We start from the raw sequence: 24,626 nt of genomic DNA on the forward strand, positions 1-24,626 counted from the left end.
TAACCCCATGTCTGCTGACCCCATAGTCACGCTCCGCGATGCCTCATTCGGCTACACGGCGGTACCCATCGTCAATCACATCACCGCCAATGTCGCGCCGGGTACCGGGCTTGCACTCATCGGCGCCAATGGCTCTGGAAAAACGACTGTGCTGCGCGGAATCCTAGGTGGGACTCGTCTTCTCGCTGGTGAGATGCACAACAACGCGAAGATTGTGTCCTACGTCCCGCAGTCGGCAGACCTCGATCGCACTTTTCCGGTCACGGCGTTCGATGTCGTCGCCATGGGGGTGCTGCACGAACTGCGCCCCTTCCAACCGCTTGGACACCGCAAAGAACGCATCCACGCAGCGCTAGCCAAAGTCGGGCTTGCCGACCGCACCAGTGAACGTTTCGGCAACCTCTCCGGTGGTCAGCAGCAACGCGTTCTGTTGGCGCGTGCCATCGTCGCACGTCCGCAACTCGTGCTTCTCGACGAGCCGTTCAACGGCCTCGACACTGAAAATCGGGCGATGCTGCTGAATCTCCTCAACGAACTGAAGGAAAATGGCACGGCAATTATCGCGGCCACCCATGATCTTGTTCTTGCTGAGGAGACCTGCGAAAACACATTAATTGTGGCGGAGCAGCCGGCTTTTGGTGCGACCTCGAAGTTGGTGCCAGCCTATGTGGACTGAGCTTGCGAATGAGCTTGGGGTAGCGCCTTTCATGTTCAGGCCACTAGTGCTGCTGATTGCCCTCGGGGCGGTCTCTGGCCTGGTCGGTGTCATCGTGAACCTGCGTGGCCTCGAGTTCAATGCCGAGGCCATGGTGCATTCGATTTTTCCCGGAATTGTGGCCGGTGCCGTATTCGGCGGCATCGACATGATTATCCCGGTGGCTGCAGCATTTGCGGTGGTAGTGGCAGTAGCACTGACCTTGGTATCGCGCTCGCACATGTCGGAAGCCGGAGTGGCAGTTGTACTGACCAGCTTCTTTTCCATCGGTGTGATTCTCTCGCTGAAGAAAGGTGACCAGTCAGGACAGCTGGAAGCGCTCATGTTCGGGCGACTGCTGGAAGTCACTGACTCCCGTCTCACCAGCGCCCTGATTGTCTGTGCCATCGCCTTGGTTCTTATCGCAGTGACCTGGCGCCGGCAGGTGTTTGTTGCCTTTGATCGCTTCGGTGCCAAAGCCGCAGGCGTCAATGTGTGGGGCATCGACCTCACCATTAACGCGGCGATTGCTGCGGTCGTGGTGTCGTCGGCAAGCGCTGTGGGCGTGCTTCTGGTAGTCGGATATCTGGTCGTGCCGGGAGCGGCGGCGAGACTGCTGACTCGCCGAGTTCATGTGATGGTGCCGATTGCGATTGCAGTGGGCTGCCTCAGCGGAATCGTTGGTTTGGCACTGGTGCCTTTGGGGCCGGTGTCGCCTCAGGCAGTCGTCGCGCTGACCTCGGTGGGACTGTATTTCATGGCACTGGGGCTGCGCGTCGTGCTGGGAGGAGACCGTGTCTAGCATCCTGATTTTGCCCATTATCGAACTGATACTGGTAGGAGCCCTGGCTGGAGTAGTTGGGGTGCTCGCGGTGCTGGGAAAACAAGTGTTCTTCGCAGAAGCGATTACACATGCGACTTTTCCCGGCGCGGTTGTGGGCGTTGTTATTGCGGCAGCGCTCGGCCTGAGCCACTCGTGGATTTCGGTGTTCCTCTTTATCGGAGCATTTCTGATGTGTATTCCGATTGGGGCACTGTTCGGTCTGTCAAAGGTGGGAACGACGTCCTCGGCGGCAGGAATTGTGCTGACATTTGGGTTCGCACTGGGCTACTTCCTGAACAAGTGGTTCGCCCCGTTGCCGGTGAAGGTAGAAAGCTTCCTGGTCGGCAGCGTACTTAACGTGAACAAGATTGATATTGTGCTGTCCGGTGGCCTCTTGCTGCTGGTGGCGTTGGTGCTGGTGGCTCGGTGGCGCCAGCTGATTTACTTCACATTCGATCCGGAGTCTTTCGGGGTCGCGCATTCGAGGAGAAGAGCACAGTTGGTCATCAGCGGGCTGATTGTGTTGACTCTGGTGGCGCTGATTCCGGCTGTCGGCACGATTTTATCCATCGCGCTGTTGGCTGCCCCGGCAGCTGCGCTGGTTGGGGTAGTGAACGATACCCGTTTGCTATTCGTGTTAGCACCATTGATGGGTATCGCGATTGGCCTGGTGGGGCTATTCATTGCGGTGGCGGCGAACTTGTCAGTTGGTGGCTGTATTGGCGTGTGCGCCGGTTGTTTCTATGTCCCCCTCAAGATTGCGGCAACACGCAATAACGCTAGAGTTTAAAGAATGCACGTGGAGGATTTACCAGCAAAGACCCAGGACTACCTCAAGGTCATTTGGGATTTGCACGAGCGCACCGGTGAAAAAGTGGCACTAGGCGACGTCGCTGAGCGGATGGGTGAAAAGAAGCCCACCGCCAGCGAAGCTGTGAAGAAGCTAGCTGCACGTGGACTTGTCAACCACGAGCCGTACCGGGGCATTAGCCTGTCGGACCGTGGGCGGGATATTGCGCTGATCATGGTGCGTCGCCACCGGCTTATTGAAAGCTTCTTGGTCTCGACTCTGGGATACACCTGGGATGAGGTTCACGAGGAAGCTGAAAAGCTTGAGCATGCGGTCTCGGATGATTTCATTAGTCGCATTGATGCAATGCTGGGATTCCCTGAGCGCGATCCGCATGGCGATCCAATTCCCAGCGCCAGCGGTACCATCGCCAGCGCAGTGCGCACTGACCTGACGGATATCGAAGCTGGCGCGATGGTGGTAGTCGATCGTATTAACGACTCCGATCCTGAATTGCTGCGCTATTTGGCTACATCAGGGGTAGGCCCGGGGACCGTGCTCCGAGCCGAAGCCGCACCATATGCAGGTATGCATGTCTTCGCCATCATCGATGAGGTGGGCGATAACGAGCCAAAGAAAATTCATGTGGCAGACTCGGCACTATGGGCAATCAAGGCGACTCCAACAACCAACTGACGAGAGCCGCAGCGCGCTCTTACTATAAGGTGTCGCGGAATCTCACTGGGCCGACGAAAGTGCCACCCGCACCGTCAGTGTCGTTCGACAGCGTGAAGAGTGCTCGTCGGCAGGCATATGCCAGTGTCGAGAGTGTTGATGTGCCGTTGAATGCCATCGCTATCTCACGCGCCGAGCAGCAGGAACACATGGTTGACCTCGAACGTCGATTGAATGCCTCGACCAAAGACATGCGTGCCCTGGTTGACTACGAAGAGCAGCGCATTGCGGTTACTAGCACTGTCAAAGAGGCAATCGTCTATACGCTGCTGGCAATACTCCTTCTGGCAGCAGCCATTGGACTTGGCTACGCCAGCCACCTGGGGGCCGATGCGATTTTGAATGCTGCGGCGGAGGTGACGCCGCGATGAGTAAACGCTCAGGCTCCGACAACGGGTGCGCGACGGTCATTGTCGTATTTTTCTTCTTCGGCCTGATTGTTCAGCTCTTCGGTGTCACGCTGTGGATTCTGCAATATGCATTGCCAGTTGCGGGCTTGGTGCTTGCGATTCTCATTGCATACCAGGCGTGGGTCGGTGTGCGCCGCAGCGCTGAGGCGCACGAGCTCGCCGAGCGTAATCACGCTGAGCTGCAACAGATTGCCATGGACACCGAGTACCAGCTCACCGCAATCCTCTCTGCCTGGGACAACGTGAACACCACAATGGGTGTCGGCACCATCTACAAAGATGTATTTGCCTCCGGTGAGGCTACGCCGGAGCTCATCGAGCTACGCGGTGAGCTCTCTCGTGCTCGGAAGCTAAACAACCGACTGCGCGAGCAGCGTGAAACTATGACCAACCGGGAGCTGGTGGAAGCCATCTCTGATGCCGACGCGCTGTGGTGCTCGCTGACGAAGACGTATCAGAACGCTCGTCGCGAGCTGTAGTAACGCACCTGGTTTACTCGACGGTCATCACAATCTTGCCGTCAGCGTGCCCGTCTTCCAATACTCGGTGGACCTCCGCGACCTCGGTGAGATTCTTAGTCAGTCCGATAGGAAGTGAAATCTCACCGGCAACCACGCGGTCGGCCAGGTCGGCGTAAATAGTCGTGTCATTCGAAATAGCCGGAATGTGCGCCTCAATGCCACGTTCCTTCGCCGGTGCCAGATCGGCCAGTGAAGGTAGCGCCACGATCCGACCATCCGATGGCAACACATCCAGCGAGGGCAGGAAGGTGTCGAAGTACACGCCATCGAGCACAACATCTACGCCCTCGGGGAACCGTCGACGCACAACCTCGAATACATCTTCCGCTGTGTAATCAAGATGCTGCGCGCCAAAGCCCACTAGTTTTTCATGATGGCGTGACGACGCACTGGCCAACACAGTTGCGCCACGGGCAACTGCCAGCTGCGTCATCAGCTGGCCAACGCCGCCGCCGGCACCATGAATGAGTACGGTGTCACCGCTTTTTACCTTCGCTAGCTGATCGACAGCCACGGTCGCCGTGATTCCCACTAGGGCAAGGCCCGCAGCGGTTACGTCGTCAAGCGAATCGGGTGTTCGAACCACACCGTCGGCGGGGAAGACGTTGTGCGTTGCGTAGGTGCCGCGGAAGTCATCGAAGCCGCGCATGCCGAAGACTCGGTCGCCGGGGTGGAAGTTGTCCACACCTTCGCCGACGGCAACGACTTCGCCAGCGGCTTCGCGTCCGAGGACGGCGGGAGGGGTGAACTTTGCGCACAGACCGGAAGAGCCATCGCGCATCTTGTAATCCAGCGGATTCGCGCCGATGGCTGTGGTTTTGACCAGGATTTCGCCGGGACCGGGCTCCGCAGGGGTGCGGGAAACCTGCGTGAACTCATCGGGGTCGCCAAAGCGATTGATGATCATTGCGTATGCGTTGCCTGAATTTGCTGCCATGTCCATCACTGTAGTCCTAGCAGCTAATTATCAACGGTCGGCAAGCGGGAGGGCAGCGGTGACGGCACTGAACGACTCATTGAGGTAGGCGCTGAGGAGGTCGGCGGCGTGGTTTGGGGTGTCCTCGATGAGAACTTTGGCGATACTGATGTGGCGATCGGCGTATCGGGCATGGAGTTCGATGCTTTGGGGGTAGGAGAGGAAGCAAAGACGGAGTTGGGCCTGAATTGATTCGGCGGTGGCTAACAGGTCGGGGGACCCGGAAGCTCTGACGATGGCGAGGTGAAAGGCATTATTCCGTTCGGGAAGGTTCAATGATGACTGTGAACCACAAATAGAAAGAATCTCTTCGCCGAGGAGCTTTGCCTGGCTCTTGCTTAGCGATCGCAGTGTTCCGCATTCGACGACATGGCGAAAGGCATACAGTTCGCGGATGCGTTGTTTGTCGAAGGAAGCGATAAACACGCCGTGATGAGGGATGTGAGTAAGTAGCCCCTCAGATTCCAGCTTGCGGTAGACCTGTCGGATGGTGTTGCGACTGACCTGCAGTCGCGCAGCAAGTTGGGTTTCACGGAGCTGCTCGCCACTGTAGTGCTTTCCGGCGAGAATCTCTCGGCGCAGGACAGTTGCGGTGACATCCGCTACTGAAACGTCTTGTTGTTTTTCCCCAGAGGACGTGTGGGTCTGATCGTCGAGGATGCTTCCGGGGGTAGTCATGTAATACAGACTACTAAAGCACTTTTGTGTGGCGGCCATCACCAATTAACATACGAGACATTGTTCAACAATCTCTGTGCAGGCGATCTTCAACGTAGGAATCCTTCAACGTGGGAATCGTCAGACTTGTAGGGAAAGGCCTTACGCTATGGACGCTTCAACATCTGCCCATAAGGCGCGGCGAACGGCACTCCTCGGCGCCGTATTCCTGATGGCGACCAGTGCTATCGGGCCGGGCTTCCTCACCCAGACCGCAACCTTTACGGCCAAGCTTGGCGCGGCTTTCGCCTTTGCCATTGTGATCTCGGTGCTTCTTGATATCGCGATTCAGCTCAACGTGTGGCGAGTGATTGCTGTCTCTGGACGCCGCGCGCAGGAGCTCGGCAACGCCGTGCTTCCGGGGCTGGGCTGGTTAATGTCAATTCTCATTGTCATCGGTGGTGTGGTCTTCAATATTGGCAACGTCGGCGGTGCTGGACTTGGTGCGAACGCGATGTTGGGCGTGGACGCAAAGATTGGCGGCATTGTTACTGCAATCCTCGCCATTGGCTTCTTCCTCTCCCGGCGGGCGGGTATGGCGCTGGACAAGGCACTCGTTGTGCTCGGTGTCGTGATGATTCTGGTCACTGGAATTGTGGCGTTCAGTTCTAACCCGCCAGTAGGGGAAGCACTGAAGAACACGGTCATGCCCGACACGATTGACTTGTTGGCAATCATCACGCTCGTCGGTGGCACTGTTGGCGGGTACATTACTTACGCTGGCGCTCACCGCATGCTTGATGCTGGCGCCGGCGGTGTAGAGAACCTCGCACAGACCACTCGCTCATCTGTTACGAGCATCATCGTCACAGCCATCATGCGTTTCCTCCTTTTCCTAGCTGTCTTGGGAGTGGTTGCGGGTGGCGTGGTCCTCAATACGGATGGAAACCCCGCTGCAGAGGCATTCCAAGCTGCGGCAGGAGATTGGGGTATGCGCTTCTTTGGCGTTGTCCTGTGGGCTGCGGGAATCTCGTCGATTGTGGGTGCCAGCTACACCTCAGCAACATTTCTGACTCGTTCCTCGGGTGCTGGAGCCAAGACTCAAAACACGATCACCATTGTCCTAATTGCAATCTCCACGCTGCTCTTCGGTCTCATCGGTACGGCTCCAGCGACGCTGTTGGTTTTCGCCGGAGCCTTCAATGGTTTGGTTCTTCCAATTGGCGTTACTGTGCTGATTTACATCGCGCTGTTCCGTGCGGATCTCATGAATGGTTACAAGTACCCGAAGTGGTTGGCGGCTATCGGAATCTTGGGTGTCGCAGTCGCCTGGTTCTTGGCGTGGCGCTCATTCGGCGGTGTGTTTGAAATGCTCGGCTAATCCCCCCCCCGGTTTCTCGCACAGCTCAGATGAGAACCAACATAACAACGGTACAAAGACCAGCATTATTACTTGGAAGGAGCGGTGACGTTTATGGGCGCCACTATCGATCTCAACTCTGACCTTGGGGAAGCGTTCGGCTCGTGGAAGATGGGTGATGATATCGCTCTGCTGAACATTGTGACCAGTGCCAATATTGCCTGCGGGTATCACGCGGGTGACGCTAGCGTCATGATGGAGACCTGTGAGGCAGCTGCTGCGCGCGGAATTCGCATCGGCGCGCACGTCGCCTACCGCGATCTCCCCGGGTTTGGACGACGTCGCATGGATTACGCACATCGAGAATTGCGAGCCGAAACCGTCTACCAGATTGGTGCACTTTCGGCATGTGCACGGGCGGTGGGTACCGAAGTTTCCTACGTCAAGCCCCATGGTGCCCTCTACAACCGCATCGCAGTGGATGAAAATCAGGCCGCTGCAGTGGTGGAGGCGCTCCTGCTCGCTCGCTCCACCTGCGGAGATGAGCTTGCCATTATGGCGCAGCCGGGGTCGGTCATCGAACGGCTCAGCCTCGACGCGGACCTCCCTGTGATTAGGGAAGCTTTTGCAGATCGCGCTTACAACTCCGATGGAACTCTGGTGTCCCGAGTACTCGAGGGGTCGGTCATTGTAGAACCCGATGCCGTCGTCAAACGCGTCATTGCAATGGCTAGCGGGGAACCAATCGTCGCCTACGACGGTTCACCGTTGACCGTGCAGGCTGACTCTATTTGTTTGCACGGAGACACCCCTGGTGCGGTCGAACTCTCCCGTATGATTCGCCAAGGGCTCGTCGACGCCGGAGTCACCGTCGCTGCCCACGTATAGCGCGGACTCGCACACCGGTCTTATCAACCGCAGTTTTTCAACCCCGCAAGAAAGAAAGGATCAGCACCGCCATGGCCGAGATTCGCCCTATGGGAACAAATGCGCTGCTTATCGACTATTCATCATCGGCCAATCCGTTGGCGAAGGTACTTCGTGCACACTCTGCTGCGGCTGAGATTGAGGGACTCGTTGACAGGGTACCTGCAGCCCAAACGCTCCTTCTTCGCTTTCGCGGACCGGCTCGTCGTTACCTCGGCGCAGTAGAAACCGCGCTGCGGGGCAACAATGCGCAGAGGCAGACCGTCGACAAGCGAAAAACAATGACGATTCCCGTTCACTATGACGGCGCGGACCTTGAGTCCTTGGCACAAAGCCTTGGGATGAGCCCTCAAGCGTTAATCGATTGGCACTGCGAACGCCCTTGGACGGCCGCGTTCGGTGGATTCGCGCCGGGCTTTTATTACATGGTGCGCGGGAGCGGTCAGGGGTGGCCAGAGCCGCTTGATATTCCCCGCCTTACGACGCCGCGCACTCGAGTTCCCAAGGGCTCCGTCGGACTTGCGGGCCAATTCGCAGGTGTATATCCCATCGATTCGCCCGGTGGCTGGCAGCTCTTGGGACATACAGATGTGGAGATGTGGGACTTGAATCGGCCTAATCCGGCGCTGCTTGAGCCCGGGGTTGAGGTGCAATTTGAAGCGACTTCTACGGTGAGTGCGGCGTAGAAAAAGGGGGCGGAAGAGATGAAGAATTCTATCGAGATTATTCGACCCGGCATATTGACGACGATTCAGGATTTGGGCCGTGCAGGGCAAGGCAGCCTGGGCGTGAGTACTTCCGGTGCGTTCGACCACGAGTCCGCGGCAGCTGCTAACCGGATGGTTGTCAACGAAGAAAGCCTGGCGGTGCTTGAGTGCGTCGTCGGCGGGTTGGAGTTCCAAGTAGCGGAGGGAGCAATCATATCCTTCGCAGGAGCCCACGGTGAGGTGACTGTCGAGCAGGATGGCAAGGTCATCAAGACCTCGATGAATAGTCGAATTGTGGTCGGGGCGAAGGCAATTGTGCGGCTTGGTACCTTCGATGCAGGTCTTCGCGGGTACGTCGCGATTCGAGGGGGCATCGATGTCGCGGAAGTGCTGGGCTCGAGGTCATACGATACGCTCGGCAAGCTCGGCCCAGCGCCTTTGCAGGCCGGTCAGGTCTTGCAGGTCGGCGACCCGGAGTATTCGACGGGGTCGTCAATCGCAATTTATCCCGCGCCTCATTGGTCGAGCGAGGCTGCGCGCTTAGATGTTGTTCCTGGCCCTCGGGCGGACTGGTTTACGCGGGAAAGCGTCAGTGATTTCTTTCACGAGACATGGACCGTGACGCAAGAGGCCAACCGCGTCGGACTTCGGCTGAATGGGACTACTCTTGAGCGCCAGGTCACCCATGAGTTGGCAAGCGAGGGAATGGTCCCCGGTGCGATACAAGTGCCCGCATCGGGGCAGCCGATTATTTTCGGTCCTGATCATCCGGCGACGGGTGGATATCCGGTCATTGGTGTGTTGACGGAGCCGTCATTGTCGAGGGCCGGGCAATTGGTGCCCGGCGCGAAGGTACAATTCCGCCGGGTGCGGGCGGTATAGGTCTGCGGCTTCATTCTGCGCGATGGTGCGCCACTACGTTTGCCAGCTATGAGCGTCACACCGTTCTTCGCAGTAAAATCAGCCACCATGATTGAACACGCCTCCTTTTCTCAACTCAGCGCGACCGATGCGTATGCCATCTCGGCGCTGCGTACCGACGTGTTCTATCTTGAGCAGTCCTGTGAGGAGCCGGAAATGGATTGGCGCGACCTGGAAGATACCGCAGAGCACTATTTCATCCGCGACGACAATGACTCCCGCAAGATTATTGCGTACTTGCGTGTAATTGACACGCTCGATGAGTACTCTTCAAGCTACCCGCGCACCATCGGCCGAGTTGTCGTCGATGCTGCGAGCCGGGGTAGGGGGTTGTCCTCGAAACTGCTGCAGCAGGTCATCGCTGACCACCCGGATACGGGGCTAATTCTGCATGCCCAGACGCAGGCGAAAGGTGTGTACGAAAAAGCCGGCTTCCATGAGGTCGGGGAGACCTTCATGGAAGCCGGCATTGAGCACATCACCATGGTTCGTGATGCAGCCCGTGGCGAAGCCTAGGAATTAATCGCCTAGACTCCGGTTTGTACGGCGTTGCTTACTTTCGGGTTTAAGCGTTGACCTTCGAATCCGCCAGGATGCGATTCAGGGAGTCGATGCTGGCCTTCGCATCGCCGATAAGCATGTCGGTGTTTTCGTTGAAGAACAGCGGGTTCTGCACGCCCGAGTAGCCCGAACCCATCGACCGCTTGAGAACAATCACGCGCTCAGATTCCCACACCTTCAGCACCGGCATACCCGCAATCGGGGAGCCCGGCTGCTCTGCCATCGGGTTGACGGTGTCATTTGCACCGATGACCAGGGTGACATCCACATCAGCGAAATCATCGTTGACCTCGTCCAGCTCCAGCACGATGTCGTAGGGAACCTTGGCCTCAGCCAGCAGCACGTTCATGTGACCCGGCAGGCGGCCAGCGACTGGGTGGATACCGAAGACCACTTCCTTACCGTCGGCACGCAAATTGCGTACCAGATCGGCGACGGCGTACTGAGCCTGTGCCACAGCCATACCGTAGCCCGGAGCGATGAGGATCTTGTCCGCGTTGCGCAGGATTTCTGCAGTGTCCTCGTGGTTGACCTCAGTGTGGGAGCCTTCCACAGCGCTTGCCGACGTAGCTTCGGAGCCAAAGCCACCCAGAATAACGTTGGCAAAGGAGCGGTTCATGGCCTCACACATGATGTACGACAGGTAGGCGCCGGAGGAACCAACCAGCGCACCGGTGATGATGAGCAGCGGGTTGCCAAGCATGAGACCGGTGAAAGCAGCGGCCCAACCGGAATACGAGTTCATGATGGACACGACAACCGGCATGTCGCCGCCACCGATGGCGATGACCAAGTGCCAGCCCAAAAACAGGCCCAAAGCAGTCACAGCAACCATGCATGCCCATGCGATGGTGCCGCCCTCGGTGCCGGTTGCGATGAAGACAGCCAGGAGAACCAGAGTGACCACCAGAATGGCAATGTTCAGAGCATTGCGGCCTGGCAGCAGCAGCGGCGAGCCCTTGATCTTCTCAGACAGCTTCAGGCCAGCGACGATGGAACCAGTGAAGGTCACAGCGCCGATGAAGACGCCAATGTAGACCTCGCCGAAGTGGAACTTCAGGGCATCGGGGGCGACATCTTCGGCGAAGATGTAGGAGTTGAAGCCGATGAAGATAGCGCCGAGTCCGACCAGACCATTGAACAGTGCAATCAGCTGCGGCATGCCAGTCATGGCAACGCTGCGTGCGCGGGTGATACCGATGACACCACCGATGCCGATAGCGACAGCGATGAGAATCAGGGTAATCAGCGGGGAGAAGTGAGTATCCGGCTTGGTGTCAGCGGTGACGAGTGCCTGAAAGATGGCAATGACGACGGCTACAGCCATACCGGCGATACCGAAGGAGTTACCGCGGCGAGCGGTCTCCGGCTTGGACAGGCCCGAGAGGGCAGCGAGGAACAGGACGGCGGCGACAATGTAGCCGACGTTGGACAGGCGGTAGGTCCAGTCCAGAAGCGAAGCAGTATCAATGCTAGCCATTAGACTTTATGCCTCCTCTTTCACAAACATGCCAAGCATGCGGTCGGTGACGGCGAAACCGCCGAAGATATTGATGGAGCTAACCACGATGGCCGCGAACGCGAGACCGGAAACCAGCAGGTTGGAGCTTCCCACCTGGAGAATCGCACCCACCAGAACAATGCCGGAAATCGCGTTGGTCTCAGACATCAGCGGTGTGTGTAGGCGCGGCGTGACCGCGGAGATTACGTAGAAGCCAAGCACGATAGCCAAGGTGAGAACCATGAAGTTGGCGCTCACGCTGTGCGGTGCGCTGAGCATAACCACAATTGCCAGCAGTGCCGTCAGGCCCAGAGCAATCTTCGAGCCCAGGCCAGATCCCATGAAGGAAACCTTCTCCGGCGCATTCTCTTCTAATGCGGCCTGGTGAGCCTGCTGCTCCTGCAGTGGGGCAGCAGGGGTGACAGCGACCTTGATTGGCGGTGGTGGCCAGAGAATCTCAGCTCCGGTAGCGCCGGCGCCATTTTGTGAGCGAGCCTTTGTCACCGTGATGCCACGGATAATCTCGTCCTCGAGATTGAGAACTGGAGAGCCATCCTTTTCCGGCGTGATCAGCTTGAACAGGTTGAAAATGTTCTGGCCGTACAGCGACGATGCCTGCGCGGGCAGACGTCCTGCAAGGTCGGTGTAACCGATGATGGTCACACCGTTGTCAGTGACAATGGTCTTGCCTGGAACGGTCATCTCGCAGTTGCCGCCACCGGCGGCAGCCATGTCGACGATGACGCTGCCTGGCTTCATAGCTGCAACATCGGCAGCAGTCAGCAGCAGTGGAGAGCGACGGCCAGGGATATTCGCGGTGGTAATGACAATGTCAGCCTGCGCGGACTGCTCGGAGTAGAGCTTCGCGGCAGCGGCAGCCTGATCATTGGTCATTTCCTTGGCGTAGCCATCTTCGGACTTCTCGGTGGCGGCCGGAATCGGGATGAACTCTGCACCCATCGATTCGACCTGTTCACCGGCTTCAGGGCGCAGGTCTGTTGCCTTGACAATCGCGCCCATCGAGTTGGCCGTACCGATCGCCGCAAGTCCGCCGACACCAGCGCCGATGACGTAAACGGTAGCTGGTGGCATCTTGCCTGCGGCAGTCACCTGACCAGTGAAAAGGCGACCATATGCAGAAGCCGCTTCGACTACTGCGCGGTAGCCGCCGATGTTGGCCATCGACGACAGCACGTCCATCGACTGTGCCCTGGAAATGCGGGGAACTGCGTCCATAGCAAGGGCAGTGATGTTGCGTTGCGCGAGTTCTTCGACCAGTTCTTCGTTTCGGCCTGGCGCAAGTCGGCTGATCAGCATGGCACCGTCGTTAAGCAGTGCACGGAACTGCTCCGGCGGAGTGTCGAGCGTTACGACGATATCGCTGTGCCAGACAGACTCGTCGACAATGGTGGCACCGGCGGATTCGTAGTCCGCGTCGGTGAACTTAGCAGCCAGGCCGGCGTCAGCCTGCACGGCGACCTCGTAGCCAAGCTTGACGAGTTTGCCGACGGTCTCCGGGGTCGCAGCCACAATTGTTTGCTGGGGATCGGGTTCTAAAGGGATGCCGATTCTCATTGTGGGAGTTCTTTTCTGTTCGGGGTTTTATTAAGGGCCATGCGCACTCGGTTGTCGGTTAACAGTGAGTGTGGGCGTGGCCACTTTGTCCTTGGTGTCAATAAGGTATGCGCTGGTAGGGAGGCAGCGGAGGCGTTTGTGGAAAAAGGTAATAAAAATATGTGGGTAACGGTGGTGAGGTGGGTTTTCTGAATTTGTGCACTCGTGGAAAGGGGGTAGGAAATGGGGGTGGTGGTGTTAATTTTGGGCGAGAGTGAACATTTTCAGCGCTCTGAATGATTGTTTGAGGGGTGAAAGATGGGGGAGGCTATTTCTTTCTTTACGTATGTATTTACGTATTAGGTAAATTCGTATTCCTAGGTTCTTGGCAAGAGTTAAGGAAAACGATGATTGGTTCACTAAGGGCGGCCGGAAAGACCGTGTCGGCATCCCGTCAAGGGCAGGGGCGTGAGTTCTCGAAGGTGGTTGCTCTTTCGCTCGCAGCTGGTGTAGTTCTCGGCGGGCAGGTGCCAGCGCAGGCGGCACCGCGCATTGGTCAGCTGCCGGACATCACTGCACGTGAAAGCACTGTTGACTACCAGAACTCGGAAACCGTGGACAGAATTGGCGGTGGTCTGGTGGATGTCATGGGTGGCGTAAACCGCGCCATCTCCGGTGGTGAAAGTGGCCATATCACCGAGCCGTTCGCCCCAGAGGCGGGGCACCTGCGCAAGGAGTTCGGAGCGATGGGCTCCCACCCAGTTGCCGCAACCCGTGAAGCAATGCCATGTGACGGTGTCGTCTACACCATCTACAACCGCGTACTGCGGGACCTCCACGGTCTCCACGGCACCACCGGCTGCTATGACGTGTTGCCGGAATCGGCCAACGCCTCCCCAGTTGGCGCGCAGCTCATTTACCCGGCGGATATCGACTCCATGGAGTCCGCGCCGCTGATGGTTCTGAGCCCTGGCATTGGTACTGAGCCAGGTATGTACGACGCGCAAGCGCGACTCTATGCAAGCCACGGATATGTCGTGGCTCTTGGCTACAACTTCACCAACTGGTTCGCGCCGCAGATGGTGCTGGCAGCTTCCGTGGCCGCAGCGGCCAATGAGGACGAGTCCACGCCACTTGCAGGCAAGATCGATTTCTCCCGGACGATGCTGGTCGGGCACTCTGCAGGTGGCGGCTCCGCAATCTTCCTGAACAACAGGATGGATAAGGCCTTCCAGGCTGCGGGCATCGATATGGTCACCCGTGGTCTGGTTGCTATCAACCCAGGGCCTTCCGACGCTGGACTGATCTCCACCCCTCCGGAGATTCCGAGCCTGGTGGCCATTGCTGAGCACGAGGACATCGTTCCTTTTGATGCCGATCGACGTGGTTACCGCGATGCTGCAGGGCCCGCCTGGGAAGCGGTAGTCACCGGTTCCTACCACGGCACCTACCTGGATGATCCGTCCAAGAATGTGCTCGGCTCGATGGTGCTGTCCTTTAGCGAGTATGTGCTCGACGGAACGAGTCGAGCAAAGGCTGTCTATGAGGGTGCCAACTATGGCCTGGCCACTGACTCCGAGCTCAAGGACGTTCAGCGCAAGGGCGTCTAGAGCTGGCTACTCCATCGACTCTGGAATTAGCTTTGCCGCGGCTTCGGCGATTGCCTTGCGCTGCGCTTTCGTGAGCTGATTGCCGTTGAGGTAGTCGTTAGCCCAGAGGCCATCGGAAATCATTTGGACAACGTAGGCCATGCAGGCCTCCTCATCGGTGGCAATCTTCTCCGCCGGCGGATTCCACCGGCGCAAAAGGCGCGTCCAAATCTCGCGCAGCTCCGGCTCGGCGGCGGAGTCGATGGACATGAGTAGCTCGGCCCTCGTTGCCGTATCCAGTGAGACTTGGAGGTTTGCGCGTAGGCGGTTGGCGGGGGATACCTCCTCCGCAGGTCCTCCTGCGGCTTCGATAAGCTCCTCCTCCCATAACTGCGCCATGTGCTCATGGACGCTGCGGATCATGTCTTCACGGGAGGGGAAGTGGTAAATCAACCCTGATTTACTCATTCCGCATTGAGTTGCGACATTTTCGTAGGTGACCTCGGAAAAACCGCTTGTCTCGATAATCTCAACGATTGTGTCGAGGATGGCAGTGCGCTTACTCGTGCGCATATTCAGTCTCCTTCGGGTTGCCGCGGAATGTCACCGCAGTCGCAATCGCTGCAATGACAGCAACGACAGCCAGGATAATCAAAATGGCCAGGTAGGAACTGTCGAGGCCGGCGCGGGCGCCGTCGTTAAGCGCTGGCGTGTGAAGTGCATCGGTGAGTGAGATGCTGGCGTCGACAGGCGTAAACAGGGTGTAGAACATAGGCAGGAGACTGCCTGTGATTGCGACGGTAATCAGTGTGCCGAATTCGTAGGACACGGATTCCATCGCCGCCGCCATACCTGCCTTTGACCTCGGCGCTGAGCCGATTATCGCAGTCGACGACACCGACATCACAGAACCTGCGCCCGCGCCGAGCAGTATCAATCCCGCGATCATGAGCGAGAAATTGCCCGAGGAAACGCCGTAGTACATGCCTGCCAGTCCGACGGCGTTGAGGAGGAAGCCGCCGGTGATGAGTGTGCGGAAACCCACTCGATGGAGCACCATGCCGCCGATGACACCAACTGGCAAGGATGCCAGTGCCGCGGTGGCAACTAGCAAGCCCGCGTCGAGTGGTGTGTATCCGACGGAAATCTGGAAGCGCTGCGTCGTCATCAATTCGGCGCCTGCCAGGACAAACATGGCAAGCGCTGCTGCCAGCACGCCACCGGAAAACATCGGCGAACGGAAGACCGAAAAGTCGATGAGGGGTTCGGTAAGACGTGCCTGACGACGCTGAAACAGTGCCGCGCCCACTAGCCCACAGGCGATAGCTGCGACGATGACGGTGGAGGAGCGATGGCCGGCGAGTTCCTTGATGAGTGAAACCAGGCCCAGCATGGCCAGCATCGCGTAGAGGCTGGTGAGGAAGTCCCAGTGTTTGGCTGGGTTGGGCTGATTTGGTGGAGCGAAAATCAGCGTGCCAATGATTGCGAAAACTACGACAGGGATGTTGATAAGGAAGATTGAGCCCCACCAAAAGTGCTCCAACAGGAAACCGCCGACGACGGGGCCAGCAGCGGCACCCAGTGTTGCCGTGGCTGACCAAATGCCAATAGCCGTGGCAAGTTCACGAGGGTGGTGGAAGGTCTCACGTAGCAGTGCGAGAGTGGCCGGCATCATGGTCGCGGCGCCCAGTCCCAGGCAGCCGCGGGCGATGACCAGCGCCCAGGCGTGCGGCGCAAAGGCCGCGGCCAGGGAAGATAAGCCAAAAATCGTCAGGCCCACAAGAAACATCTTGCGGTGACCGATGCGGTCGCCCAGAGTGCCTGTGCCGAGGAGGAGTGCGGAGATCACCAGTGGGTAGGCGTTGATGATCCACAGGCCCTCCAGCTCGGTTGTGTGGAGCTGCTCGCGCAGAACTGGCAGGGCAGTGTAGAGCACCGAGTTATCTATGCCGATGAGTAGTAGGCCGGCGCTGATGATAGCGAGGAAGACCCACCTGTGGGTGACTGGAGTGGACGGATTAGCCCTCGTGGAAGCGGCGTGGTCGGTACTTGTCATTCCAGTAACTGTAACGAACGTTCGGTTTAGTTACAACTTCTGGAGAGCGACGATTTAGGCCTAGAACTTCAACAAAAGTACGCCAATCCCGCCCAAAGGGCCGGTGAAAAAGTGTCTAAGTTGAAGGCGTTATTGAGGTACGAATTCACGGACACCGTTCGATCCCCCCCGTGGCGCCCGAGCGGGTAAGGATCAGCTTGGACGCGGTGACTTTACGCTCGGAGCTTTACGCTCGGACGTTGTGGCCTATCACCGCCGGGATAGTGATTGGCGCATCCCCGAAAAGCTCCTTCTGGTATTCGTTCTGCTCGAAAGCGCCGGCATCGTTATCCCTGATGGTGGCCACATTTGTCAGTTTGCGTGCCGACGGTGCGGAGTCCTTTTGGAGCAGTCCGCCACGGTTGCCCGCAGTGGTGGCCGCGAAAGTCCCTGCACCACGGTTTCCAGCAGCGGTACCCGCGATTCCGCCAGCAGCACCCGTAGCTCCGGTAGTAGCACTGTTGCGCGCACTGATTAGGGAATTCATCAATCCACTTCCGCGCTGTGCAGTGCTATTCGAGGTGTTTGGCAAGGCAGAACCAGTTACCCCGACACCCAAGCCGGTTCCCATCCCGCGACCCGCTGTTGGTGCTGGCATACGACTGGGGCTCGAAGTCAGAACTCCCGAGGCTGGTGGGCGGGAGCTTGCGTTTCCAGAAGACGGCAGGGGCGGGATATTGCCCGCTGGTGTGAGCCCCGGAGTGCGTCCTGCACCGAGGGAGCCAGCCGGTCGGTTGCCGTGAACTCCGTAAGGTGAAGATGCTTGCGGTGATGTGCGTTGAAGTGGGGCGCTCGCGCCCGAAGGAGCGACCATGGCTGGATTCGCCGCGTTCGATTGAGCCATGCCTGATGTACCGGTCGGGGAAGTTGGCGAGATTGTGGAGCTCGTTGGGCTGCTAGGTGATGCGGGGTGCACAGGGGTAGCAGACGGATTAGTAGGGTTCGACAAAGTCGAAGTGCTCGGTTGAGCCTGCGAAGGAGCGGGAGCACTCGCGGCTGTGGATTGTGGTGTTGGAGAATCCGGAACAGTTGAGGTGGCGCCAACTGGTGCGCTGGCGGCCTGCATGCTTCCAGTCATCCCCGCAGGCGAAAGACCGAACTGACTAGTTCCAGAACGCCCGGCGACTGTGGCCCCAACGGAAACCTCGGCAGTCACACCACTTCCGGCATCGGCAGAAACCAGGTTAGGAATTCGAGGAATAGCGGTCTGTAGCTGTGCGGTATACGGGCCAGAGAGAAAGGCTGCTACCTCGGCCTGTTCAAAAGCCTTTTGCGCGCCAGGGTTTGGGAGTGCCTTGGACTCGGCCTCAATCGCAGATAGTGCATTGACGGCCATTGCCTTAACGGACGGCAAAACGGCAAGGTGTCCGGCCATGACCTCAGATGCGGTGGCGATGCTGGTTGCGCGTGCGGCCAGACCTTTCATTGTTGAGTCAGCAGCAGAGAAGACAGCACCGCTGTTGCTCGACACCAAGCCGGATGAGATGGAGGTTAGATTGCTGGCCAACGTGGTCATAGTTTCGGCGAAGTTGTTCCAGTAGGCGATTGCCTCGGCTACGGCACCGTCGTTTGTCGAGGAAAACATGGATAGTAGGGACTTCGCATCAAGACCGAGTTCCGCAGAAAGTGTGACTGGCGCGAAAGTGAGACTTCCAGCTTCAAACATTGGCCGACGCTGAAATACACCGCTTGTTCGCGCTACTTCGGCAATGGAAGCACCGTCACCATTGAACGGGTTAATGCTTCGAAGGATCCGATTCATGGTGGATTCGTGCTCAGTAATCACGCGACGGAAGTCAGCGAGATTTGTTTGCGCCCACGTGAGCTGTTTGCCCAGAGATAATCCGACGGCGGCAGAGCTTCCCGTACTGCCGGAAATTGCGAGACTGTGTTCTGTCGCCACCAGCTGGAGTGACGGAACCTGTGAGTAGCCGGCCAAGTTGGGCTGCATAAATCTGGAACCGCTTGCTAGAACATTCGTAATACTGAACTTCTGGATTGCAGAGTCGATTGTTGGAATTACGGCATGCATCATGATTCTTCCCCCAAGTAATCAATTAACAGCTCATTTACGGGAGCACACAGTTGGTGCTGTGGGTCAGGGCTATCTTGTCCGGTTGTGTCGATAACGAATCCGAGGGCCCCTTGCTCTGTTTCGACAGAAGCAATACAGGCGGAACTTCCTAGCGGTTCTGTTTGAGTGAATGTCACCCAATTGAAAATCCCTTTGTGATGAGCCAAAGGCTCGGCACTGTAGCGTTCGAGTTGTGAATGAGCGACCGCAGCATGCCAGATGCTCAGCAGGCCGGAAGCGTCGGATTCGATAACGCAGCCGATCTGTTTATTACCTTCGATTCGGCCCTCCATGTACGTCTGCTCCCGGAACCCCAGCCTGTCTAAGCGCCCCATAATCTCAGGGTCGTCACACGGATTGGTCAGGACGAATTCGGGTGCGTCGTAGTTGTAGTGCCCATCGGGACCAAGTGGAGCATCACCGGGCTTCGGCGGATTGTTGGGTGGAAGCACACCCGCGGGTAACGTCACGCCCGAGTCAGTAGTGATGGTTGTCGCATTGTCGCCGACAGGTTGAACGTCCTCGCCGGATGCCTCGGTCGATGCGCAACTAGTCCCCGTTACTCCCCATAGAAGTGCTGACACTAGGGCGGCAGTAGTCGCCTTTTTCAATTTTCCCTCCCCAAAGAATTTGTGTGAGAAAGATATAACACTGCGATCACACTCGCGCTTGCTGAGAAGCCGAAAAATAGAGCGACTGTGGATAACTTTTTAGGGGTGTGGACAACGCGGTCGATGCGCAGAACCACGCCTCTGCACAGCCGCAACCTGCACCTTTAGAGTGTGTTCTCCGTGCCGTCGTTAAGCGTTGGCGGCAAACGTGGGTGTAATGACCGAAGTAATCCGAACGATTGGTTAGACTATGAGGCGCATTACAAAACCACGGGAGTGCCAACCGAAATTCCGGCACTGAGAGGACGCTAGGGATCGAGCGTCGACCGGACGAACCTGAATCTGGGTAATACCAGCGTAGGAAAGGGATGTGTTGCTTCATGGCCGCACGTGTATCTGTATCCGCTCCGCCGAAAGAGGGCGAGGTTACAACTGGCCCGATTTACCGCAGCAACAAGCATTACGACGAGGTTGCGTTCAGCAACGATTTCGGTGAGGCGAACCTGCGGATTCCAGTTCGTCGGATCAATCTGACGGACGGTACTCACTTCGATGCGTACGACACCTCGGGTATCTACACCGAGGAAAACCCGGAGCTGAACCTGAAGGAGGGTTTGGCTAAGACTCGTGACTCGTGGCCGAAGGCTCCGGCGGTGCCAGCGGTTGCGGGTTCTGAGGAGGCTCCGAAGGTCAAGACCCAGCTGGCTTGGGCGCGCGCGGGAATTGTCACTCCGGAGATGGCTTTCATTGCTGCTCGTGAAGATGTGGATCCGGAAGTTGTGCGCGAAGAGGTCGCTGCGGGTCGTGCCGTGATTCCGGCGAACCACAAGCACCCGGAGACTGAGCCGATGATTATCGGCAAGCGTTTTGCCACCAAGATCAACGCAAATATCGGCAACTCGGCCGTGACTTCGTCCATCTCTGAAGAGGTGGAGAAGATGGTGTGGGCAACCCGTTGGGGCGCGGACACGATCATGGACCTGTCCACTGGTAAGGACATTCACGAAACCCGTGAGTGGATTCTGCGTAACTCCCCGGTGCCGGTTGGTACGGTGCCGATTTACCAGGCGCTGGAGAAGGTCAAGGGTGACCCGGCCAAGCTGACCTGGGAAATCTACCGCGAAACCATCATTGAGCAGTGTGAACAGGGCGTGGATTACATGACCGTTCACGCGGGTGTGCTGCTGCGCTACGTGCCGCTGGCCGCCAATCGCGTGACGGGCATTGTTTCCCGCGGTGGCTCAATCATGGCCGCATGGTGCCTCGCGCATCACCAGGAGAGCTTCCTCTACACGCGCTTCGCTGAGCTGTGCGACATTCTGGCGCAGTACGATGTCACGTTCTCCCTCGGTGACGGCCTGCGTCCGGGCTCCATTGCCGACGCTAACGATGAGGCTCAGCTGGCTGAGCTGCGCACCCTCGGTGAGCTGACCAAGATTGCCAAGTCCCGCGGCTGCCAGGTCATGATCGAAGGTCCAGGCCACGTTCCGATGCACAAGATCGCCGACAACGTGAAGTGGGAAGAGGAGTGGTGTGAGGAAGCTCCGTTCTACACCCTCGGCCCGCTGGCAACCGATATCGCGCCGGGCTATGACCACATCACCTCGGCTATCGGTGCGGCCATCATTGCGCAGGCTGGCACCGCCATGCTTTGCTACGTCACGCCGAAGGAGCACCTGGGTCTGCCGAACCGCGACGACGTCAAGGTCGGCGTGATTACTTACAAGATTTCTGCGCACGCCGCTGACCTGGCAAAGGGCCTGCCACGCGCTCAGGAGCGTGACGACGCGTTGTCGAAGGCCCGCTTCGAATTCCGTTGGCATGACCAGTTTGCACTGGCTCTGGATCCGGACACTGCGCTGGATTACCACGATGAGACCCTGCCTGCAGAGCCGGCAAAGACCGCGCATTTCTGTTCCATGTGTGGTCCGAAGTTCTGCTCCATGCGTATTTCCAAGGACGTACAGGACTACGCGAAGGAACACGGCCTGGACTCCGTTGAAGCGATCGAGGCCGGCATGGCTGAGAAGTCCCAGGAGTTCGCTGATCAGGGCAGCCGCGTCTACCTGCCGATTACCGCGGAGTAGTTGGTTGTCTTAGAAGATGCTGAAGTAAGCCGCGGTCTAGCTCTATTGGGCTTGGCCGCGGTTTTCTTTTGATCTCACCTATTTCTGCCGGCCTCAGTGTTGAGCCTCAAATGGGGGTGGGTAAGGCACGCCTTAATTAAGGGATTAGGGAACCCTAACTAGTGGGATGTACATTGCTTATATGCACAGCCTGAGATTCCTGACTTTCGATAATTCCCACCGCCATCTCGCAGGTGCTCGCAACACTCGCAACACTCGCCGTTCATTCAGCTCTGAATCATCCACGGTTGGAGAAGACGTGCGTCGACCGGTGGGGCGGAGTGCGCGCAGAGCTGCTACTGCGGTTTCGCTGTCCGGCGCCATGGTCCTTTCGGCGTTTGTGTCTCCGGCAATGGCTGACACTGCGAAGCCAATCGTGCCGGACAATTTTCCCAATGTGATTAATCCAGCGGAGAACTTCCAGCCGCAGGATTCGCAGTATGCCGAATCTCCGGAAGTTACCGTTACTTTTGAGGACGGCACACCAGCTGAAGGTGCCACGGTTCATCGCGGCGATGTTCTTATTGTTCGCGGCAGTGGTTTCAATCCGTCGGCCAACCGTGGTGGTTACCCGCTGCCAATTCCTCCGGGTGTGCCCAATGGTGTTTACGTTCTCTACAGTGCGTTCCCGGACTCGTGGAAGCCGAGTGAAGGTGCTCCGTCCTCGTCGCGGAAACATCCGCACGACAACATTGCCTGGGTCACGCCGGCTGGAACTCTCGAGGCGATACCGAACCAGGGCGTCGATATGCGGCGTTCTATCGCTCGTCAGGCTACCCCGATGACAGATGACGGCAGTTTTGAAGCCCGCATTGTTGTTGACCCGCCAGAGACCCCAGCTGGTGATAACTGGGGTATTTACGTCTATCCGGCAGCCGGCTCTATTAATGAGGCCGAGGAAATCTATATTCCGTTGAATTATTCGGATGCTCCGGGCAAGAATGCCCCGGCTCCCTCCAGCGAGGATTTAGTAATTTCTGTATCTGCGCTGGAGAAGGTATTCGGCGCACTGGGTGGCGGAGTCACTGCTAAGAACGGTGCTCTAGAGCCTGAGGACGGTGTTGTCTCATTCACCCGCGACAATGACAACAGCGATGCCGAAGGGGAGAGCTACCGCGGAGAAGTTCACTTCACCGCGAAGTTCAGTCTGGTTCATGTGGTCGTTCGTAATCCGCGCATTGAGGACGGCCCGACTGGAAAGATTATTACGGCAGAGGTCTCGCAGGGCTACGATGTCGGTCCGGATGAGATGGAGCGTATGCCCATAGCCGCTGTTGTCAACAGTGATGGCGATCAGCTGATCACGACCATCGGCACTATCTCGCAGTTCCGGTAGTCCCTCCGGTCATCATGGCCGCCAATTGTTGTCCACCTGGCACTTCGTTCAAAGTAAGCCGTCATACCTTGCGGGTTCTTGTGGGGTTGTAACCACTGCCGTATTGGAATCACTACATTAGATAGAGGCGCTTACCAGCGATGAGGAGGAACGTGGGACGGCATAGTCGGGCAGAAGGACCGGTGTCACAGGATGGGGCATCGTCACAGGTTGCGGAGTCGCAACGTGCTGTTGCGGAGTCTCCGTCGCGGGCCTCGCGAAAAATATGGGTTCGCAAACCCAATCAGGCCCCTGCGCTGACGCAATCGCCTGTGATGAGCTGGCCTCTTATGCTGGTCTCGCTGCTCGGTGGTCTTGCCTCGCTGCTGGCCTGGAATGGCCGCACCCAGCCGGACGATTGGGCGTCGCTCTGGGTGGGCGGGCTACTGATGGACAGGGGACTTGAGTCCCATCTCTATGATGCCGATCCAATCGATTTCACCGCCATGAGCGGAGAGGTCTGGCCACGCCTGGCGCAGGAAGTGTCTGCGCCATTTACGCATCCCTTTGTGCAAAACCCTTTGTTTGCAAAGGCTCTGGGAGCGATATCCCACGTCATGAGCTTTGAAACCTCGGTTGCTTGGTTGCTGTTTCTTTCCGGAATGGCCGTTGTGGTCCTGGTCGCAGCTTCCTACCACCTGTGGTTTCGGTCGACCATGCCCTGGGGTATCGCAGCGCTGGTTACCGCATGCGTATTCGCCCTGCCGACCACTCTTAATTCGTTCTGGATTGGTCAGACGACACCGCTGATTGTCGCGGGCGTCGCCTATGGGCTTGCCGCCTCGCGCACTCGTCCTTGGCTCGCGGGCATCGTCCTCGGCATCGTCGCATCCATTAAATTGACTCCGTATGCGCTCATCGCCGTGATGCTCTTTTTCGCTTATCGACGGCGCGCAGCCCTCTGGTCGCTGGCCACCACGGCGGTACTGGCGGTCTGGATGTTTATCCGCATTGACATACCGGTTATTTCGGACTGGATTGATCGAATCGACGACATTGGTGCGTCGGTCTTGGTCGGTGGTGCGAATCAGTCGTTGGCGTCGACTTTAGCCACAGATCTGGGCAATCCTGATTTATTAGTAACAGTGGTTCGTGATTATCCGAGTCACGTGAAAACGATTCCACTGTGTATTGCGCTTGGCGTGGTGTTGATGGTCACGGCAGTTGCGTGGTTGAACCCGGTCTACCGGTTTGAGGTTCTAATCACCGGCGCGTGGCTTATTGCAGCCACATTCTCATCGATTCTTTGGACCCACTACATGTTGATGCTGGTCACGCCTGTGTTCGGTTTGGCCGCCATGGCGCGGACCCGATTGACCAGACAGTGGCCGTATATCGGTATTGCGTTGCTAGTGGTCCTGCTGACGTTCCCTGTGACAAACCCGATTGCTGCTACGCCGTATACCGGCGGATTTGTGTACTCGGGGATTACTGCGATGCTCTTGACGCTGGCATTGATGCTCATTATTGGTGGCTGCCACGCGTTTGCGGTACATCGGTACGGCGATGGTGATGCAGGCGAGGTTGGAGCTGGATTGGGCAGTGAATTAGCTGCCGCGGAGACATTGAAATTTCCTCAGCCAGAGCCAATGGTCTTATTCGACTTGAGGAAGCGCTAG

The 24,626-nt window shown here is 57.8% G+C and carries 23 protein-coding genes and 1 riboswitch; of the genes, 15 read left to right on the forward strand and 8 right to left on the reverse strand.

From position 1 onward, the window contains the following. Positions 1-7: 7 nt before the first annotated feature. The 6 genes from EGX79_03785 to EGX79_03810 all read left to right on the forward strand — a co-directional run bounded on the left by EGX79_03785 (position 8) and on the right by EGX79_03810 (position 3,931). Complete coding sequence (locus EGX79_03785) at positions 8-676, forward strand: ATP-binding cassette domain-containing protein (protein ID AYX81377.1); 669 nt, start codon at positions 8-10, stop codon at positions 674-676. After that, positions 666-1,496: a metal ABC transporter permease gene (locus tag EGX79_03790; protein AYX81378.1), complete on the forward strand. Its 831-nt coding sequence runs from the start codon at positions 666-668 to the stop codon at positions 1,494-1,496. Before EGX79_03785 ends, EGX79_03790 begins: the two co-directional genes overlap by 11 nt. Next, a complete protein-coding gene (locus EGX79_03795; protein ID AYX81379.1) occupies positions 1,489-2,307 on the forward strand; it encodes a metal ABC transporter permease in 819 nt (272 codons plus the stop codon). Before EGX79_03790 ends, EGX79_03795 begins: the two co-directional genes overlap by 8 nt. Before the next feature lie 3 nt (positions 2,308-2,310). Next, positions 2,311-3,003 carry a metal-dependent transcriptional regulator gene (locus EGX79_03800; protein AYX81380.1) on the forward strand — a complete coding sequence of 231 codons (693 nt, stop codon included), beginning with the start codon at positions 2,311-2,313 and terminating at the stop codon, positions 3,001-3,003. Positions 3,004-3,080: 77 nt separating this feature from the next. Next, complete coding sequence (locus EGX79_03805; GenBank protein ID AYX81381.1) at positions 3,081-3,413, forward strand: hypothetical protein; 333 nt, start codon at positions 3,081-3,083, stop codon at positions 3,411-3,413. After that, positions 3,410-3,931 (forward strand): hypothetical protein, encoded by a 522-nt coding sequence (locus EGX79_03810; protein AYX81382.1) that lies wholly within the window; start codon positions 3,410-3,412, stop codon positions 3,929-3,931. Before EGX79_03805 ends, EGX79_03810 begins: the two co-directional genes overlap by 4 nt. Positions 3,932-3,944: 13 nt before the next feature. On the opposite strand, the gene EGX79_03815 is transcribed toward EGX79_03810, so the two are convergent. Then, positions 3,945-4,916 carry an NADP-dependent oxidoreductase gene (locus EGX79_03815; GenBank protein AYX81383.1) on the reverse strand — a complete coding sequence of 324 codons (972 nt, stop codon included), beginning with the start codon at positions 4,914-4,916 and terminating at the stop codon, positions 3,945-3,947. A gap of 24 nt (positions 4,917-4,940) precedes the next feature. Next, complete coding sequence (locus tag EGX79_03820) at positions 4,941-5,627, reverse strand: GntR family transcriptional regulator (GenBank protein AYX81384.1); 687 nt, start codon at positions 5,625-5,627, stop codon at positions 4,941-4,943. A gap of 148 nt (positions 5,628-5,775) precedes the next feature. Between EGX79_03820 and EGX79_03825 the strand changes: the two genes are divergently transcribed. From EGX79_03825 to EGX79_03845, 5 genes are all read left to right on the forward strand, one after another. Further along, positions 5,776-6,987, forward strand: a complete 1,212-nt coding sequence (locus tag EGX79_03825) for a divalent metal cation transporter (protein ID AYX81385.1) — start codon at positions 5,776-5,778, stop codon at positions 6,985-6,987. Positions 6,988-7,080: 93 nt separating this feature from the next. Further along, positions 7,081-7,854 carry a LamB/YcsF family protein gene (locus tag EGX79_03830; protein ID AYX81386.1) on the forward strand — a complete coding sequence of 258 codons (774 nt, stop codon included), beginning with the start codon at positions 7,081-7,083 and terminating at the stop codon, positions 7,852-7,854. 71 nt (positions 7,855-7,925) lie between these two features. Then, positions 7,926-8,579, forward strand: coding sequence for an allophanate hydrolase subunit 1 (locus EGX79_03835; GenBank protein AYX81387.1), 654 nt, complete (start codon positions 7,926-7,928; stop codon positions 8,577-8,579). Between the two features lie 18 nt (positions 8,580-8,597). Then, positions 8,598-9,482 carry a biotin-dependent carboxyltransferase family protein gene (locus EGX79_03840; protein AYX81388.1) on the forward strand — a complete coding sequence of 295 codons (885 nt, stop codon included), beginning with the start codon at positions 8,598-8,600 and terminating at the stop codon, positions 9,480-9,482. 87 nt (positions 9,483-9,569) lie between these two features. Continuing rightward, a complete protein-coding gene (locus tag EGX79_03845; GenBank protein ID AYX81389.1) occupies positions 9,570-10,037 on the forward strand; it encodes a GNAT family N-acetyltransferase in 468 nt (155 codons plus the stop codon). Between the two features lie 49 nt (positions 10,038-10,086). On the opposite strand, the gene EGX79_03850 is transcribed toward EGX79_03845, so the two are convergent. Then, on the reverse strand, positions 10,087-11,562 hold the full coding sequence (locus EGX79_03850; protein AYX81390.1) for an NAD(P)(+) transhydrogenase (Re/Si-specific) subunit beta: 1,476 nt from the start codon (positions 11,560-11,562) through the stop codon (positions 10,087-10,089). A 6-nt stretch (positions 11,563-11,568) separates the two neighbouring features. Further along, a complete protein-coding gene (locus EGX79_03855) occupies positions 11,569-13,158 on the reverse strand; it encodes a Re/Si-specific NAD(P)(+) transhydrogenase subunit alpha (protein ID AYX81391.1) in 1,590 nt (529 codons plus the stop codon). A 386-nt stretch (positions 13,159-13,544) separates the two neighbouring features. Between EGX79_03855 and EGX79_03860 the strand changes: the two genes are divergently transcribed. Continuing rightward, complete coding sequence (locus EGX79_03860) at positions 13,545-14,747, forward strand: alpha/beta hydrolase (protein ID AYX81392.1); 1,203 nt, start codon at positions 13,545-13,547, stop codon at positions 14,745-14,747. Positions 14,748-14,753: 6 nt separating this feature from the next. Here the strand turns inward: EGX79_03860 and EGX79_03865 are convergent, their stop codons facing one another. The 4 genes from EGX79_03865 to EGX79_03880 form a co-directional block, all read right to left on the reverse strand. Beyond that, positions 14,754-15,299, reverse strand: a complete 546-nt coding sequence (locus EGX79_03865) for a TetR family transcriptional regulator (protein ID AYX81393.1) — start codon at positions 15,297-15,299, stop codon at positions 14,754-14,756. After that, on the reverse strand, positions 15,286-16,782 hold the full coding sequence (locus tag EGX79_03870; protein ID AYX81394.1) for an MFS transporter: 1,497 nt from the start codon (positions 16,780-16,782) through the stop codon (positions 15,286-15,288). The genes EGX79_03865 and EGX79_03870 overlap by 14 nt, the downstream gene beginning before the upstream one ends. A 226-nt stretch (positions 16,783-17,008) precedes the next feature. After that, positions 17,009-18,856 (reverse strand): hypothetical protein, encoded by a 1,848-nt coding sequence (locus tag EGX79_03875; GenBank protein ID AYX81395.1) that lies wholly within the window; start codon positions 18,854-18,856, stop codon positions 17,009-17,011. Further along, on the reverse strand, positions 18,853-19,506 hold the full coding sequence (locus EGX79_03880; GenBank protein ID AYX81396.1) for a hypothetical protein: 654 nt from the start codon (positions 19,504-19,506) through the stop codon (positions 18,853-18,855). The genes EGX79_03875 and EGX79_03880 overlap by 4 nt, the downstream gene beginning before the upstream one ends. Positions 19,507-19,766: 260 nt before the next feature. Further along, a riboswitch (TPP riboswitch) is annotated at positions 19,767-19,888 on the forward strand. Between EGX79_03880 and thiC the strand changes: the two genes are divergently transcribed. From thiC to EGX79_03895, 3 genes are all read left to right on the forward strand, one after another. After that, on the forward strand, positions 19,887-21,593 hold the full coding sequence (gene thiC / locus EGX79_03885; protein ID AYX81397.1) for a phosphomethylpyrimidine synthase ThiC: 1,707 nt from the start codon (positions 19,887-19,889) through the stop codon (positions 21,591-21,593). Its footprint overlaps the riboswitch before it by 2 nt. A 310-nt stretch (positions 21,594-21,903) precedes the next feature. After that, positions 21,904-22,968: an HtaA protein gene (locus EGX79_03890; GenBank protein AYX82712.1), complete on the forward strand. Its 1,065-nt coding sequence runs from the start codon at positions 21,904-21,906 to the stop codon at positions 22,966-22,968. Positions 22,969-23,297: 329 nt separating this feature from the next. Continuing rightward, positions 23,298-24,626, forward strand: a complete 1,329-nt coding sequence (locus EGX79_03895; protein AYX81398.1) for a DUF2029 domain-containing protein — start codon at positions 23,298-23,300, stop codon at positions 24,624-24,626.

This window comes from Corynebacterium jeikeium, from assembly GCA_003955985.1.
In the GTDB taxonomy this organism is placed as follows: domain Bacteria; phylum Actinomycetota; class Actinomycetes; order Mycobacteriales; family Mycobacteriaceae; genus Corynebacterium; species Corynebacterium jeikeium_D.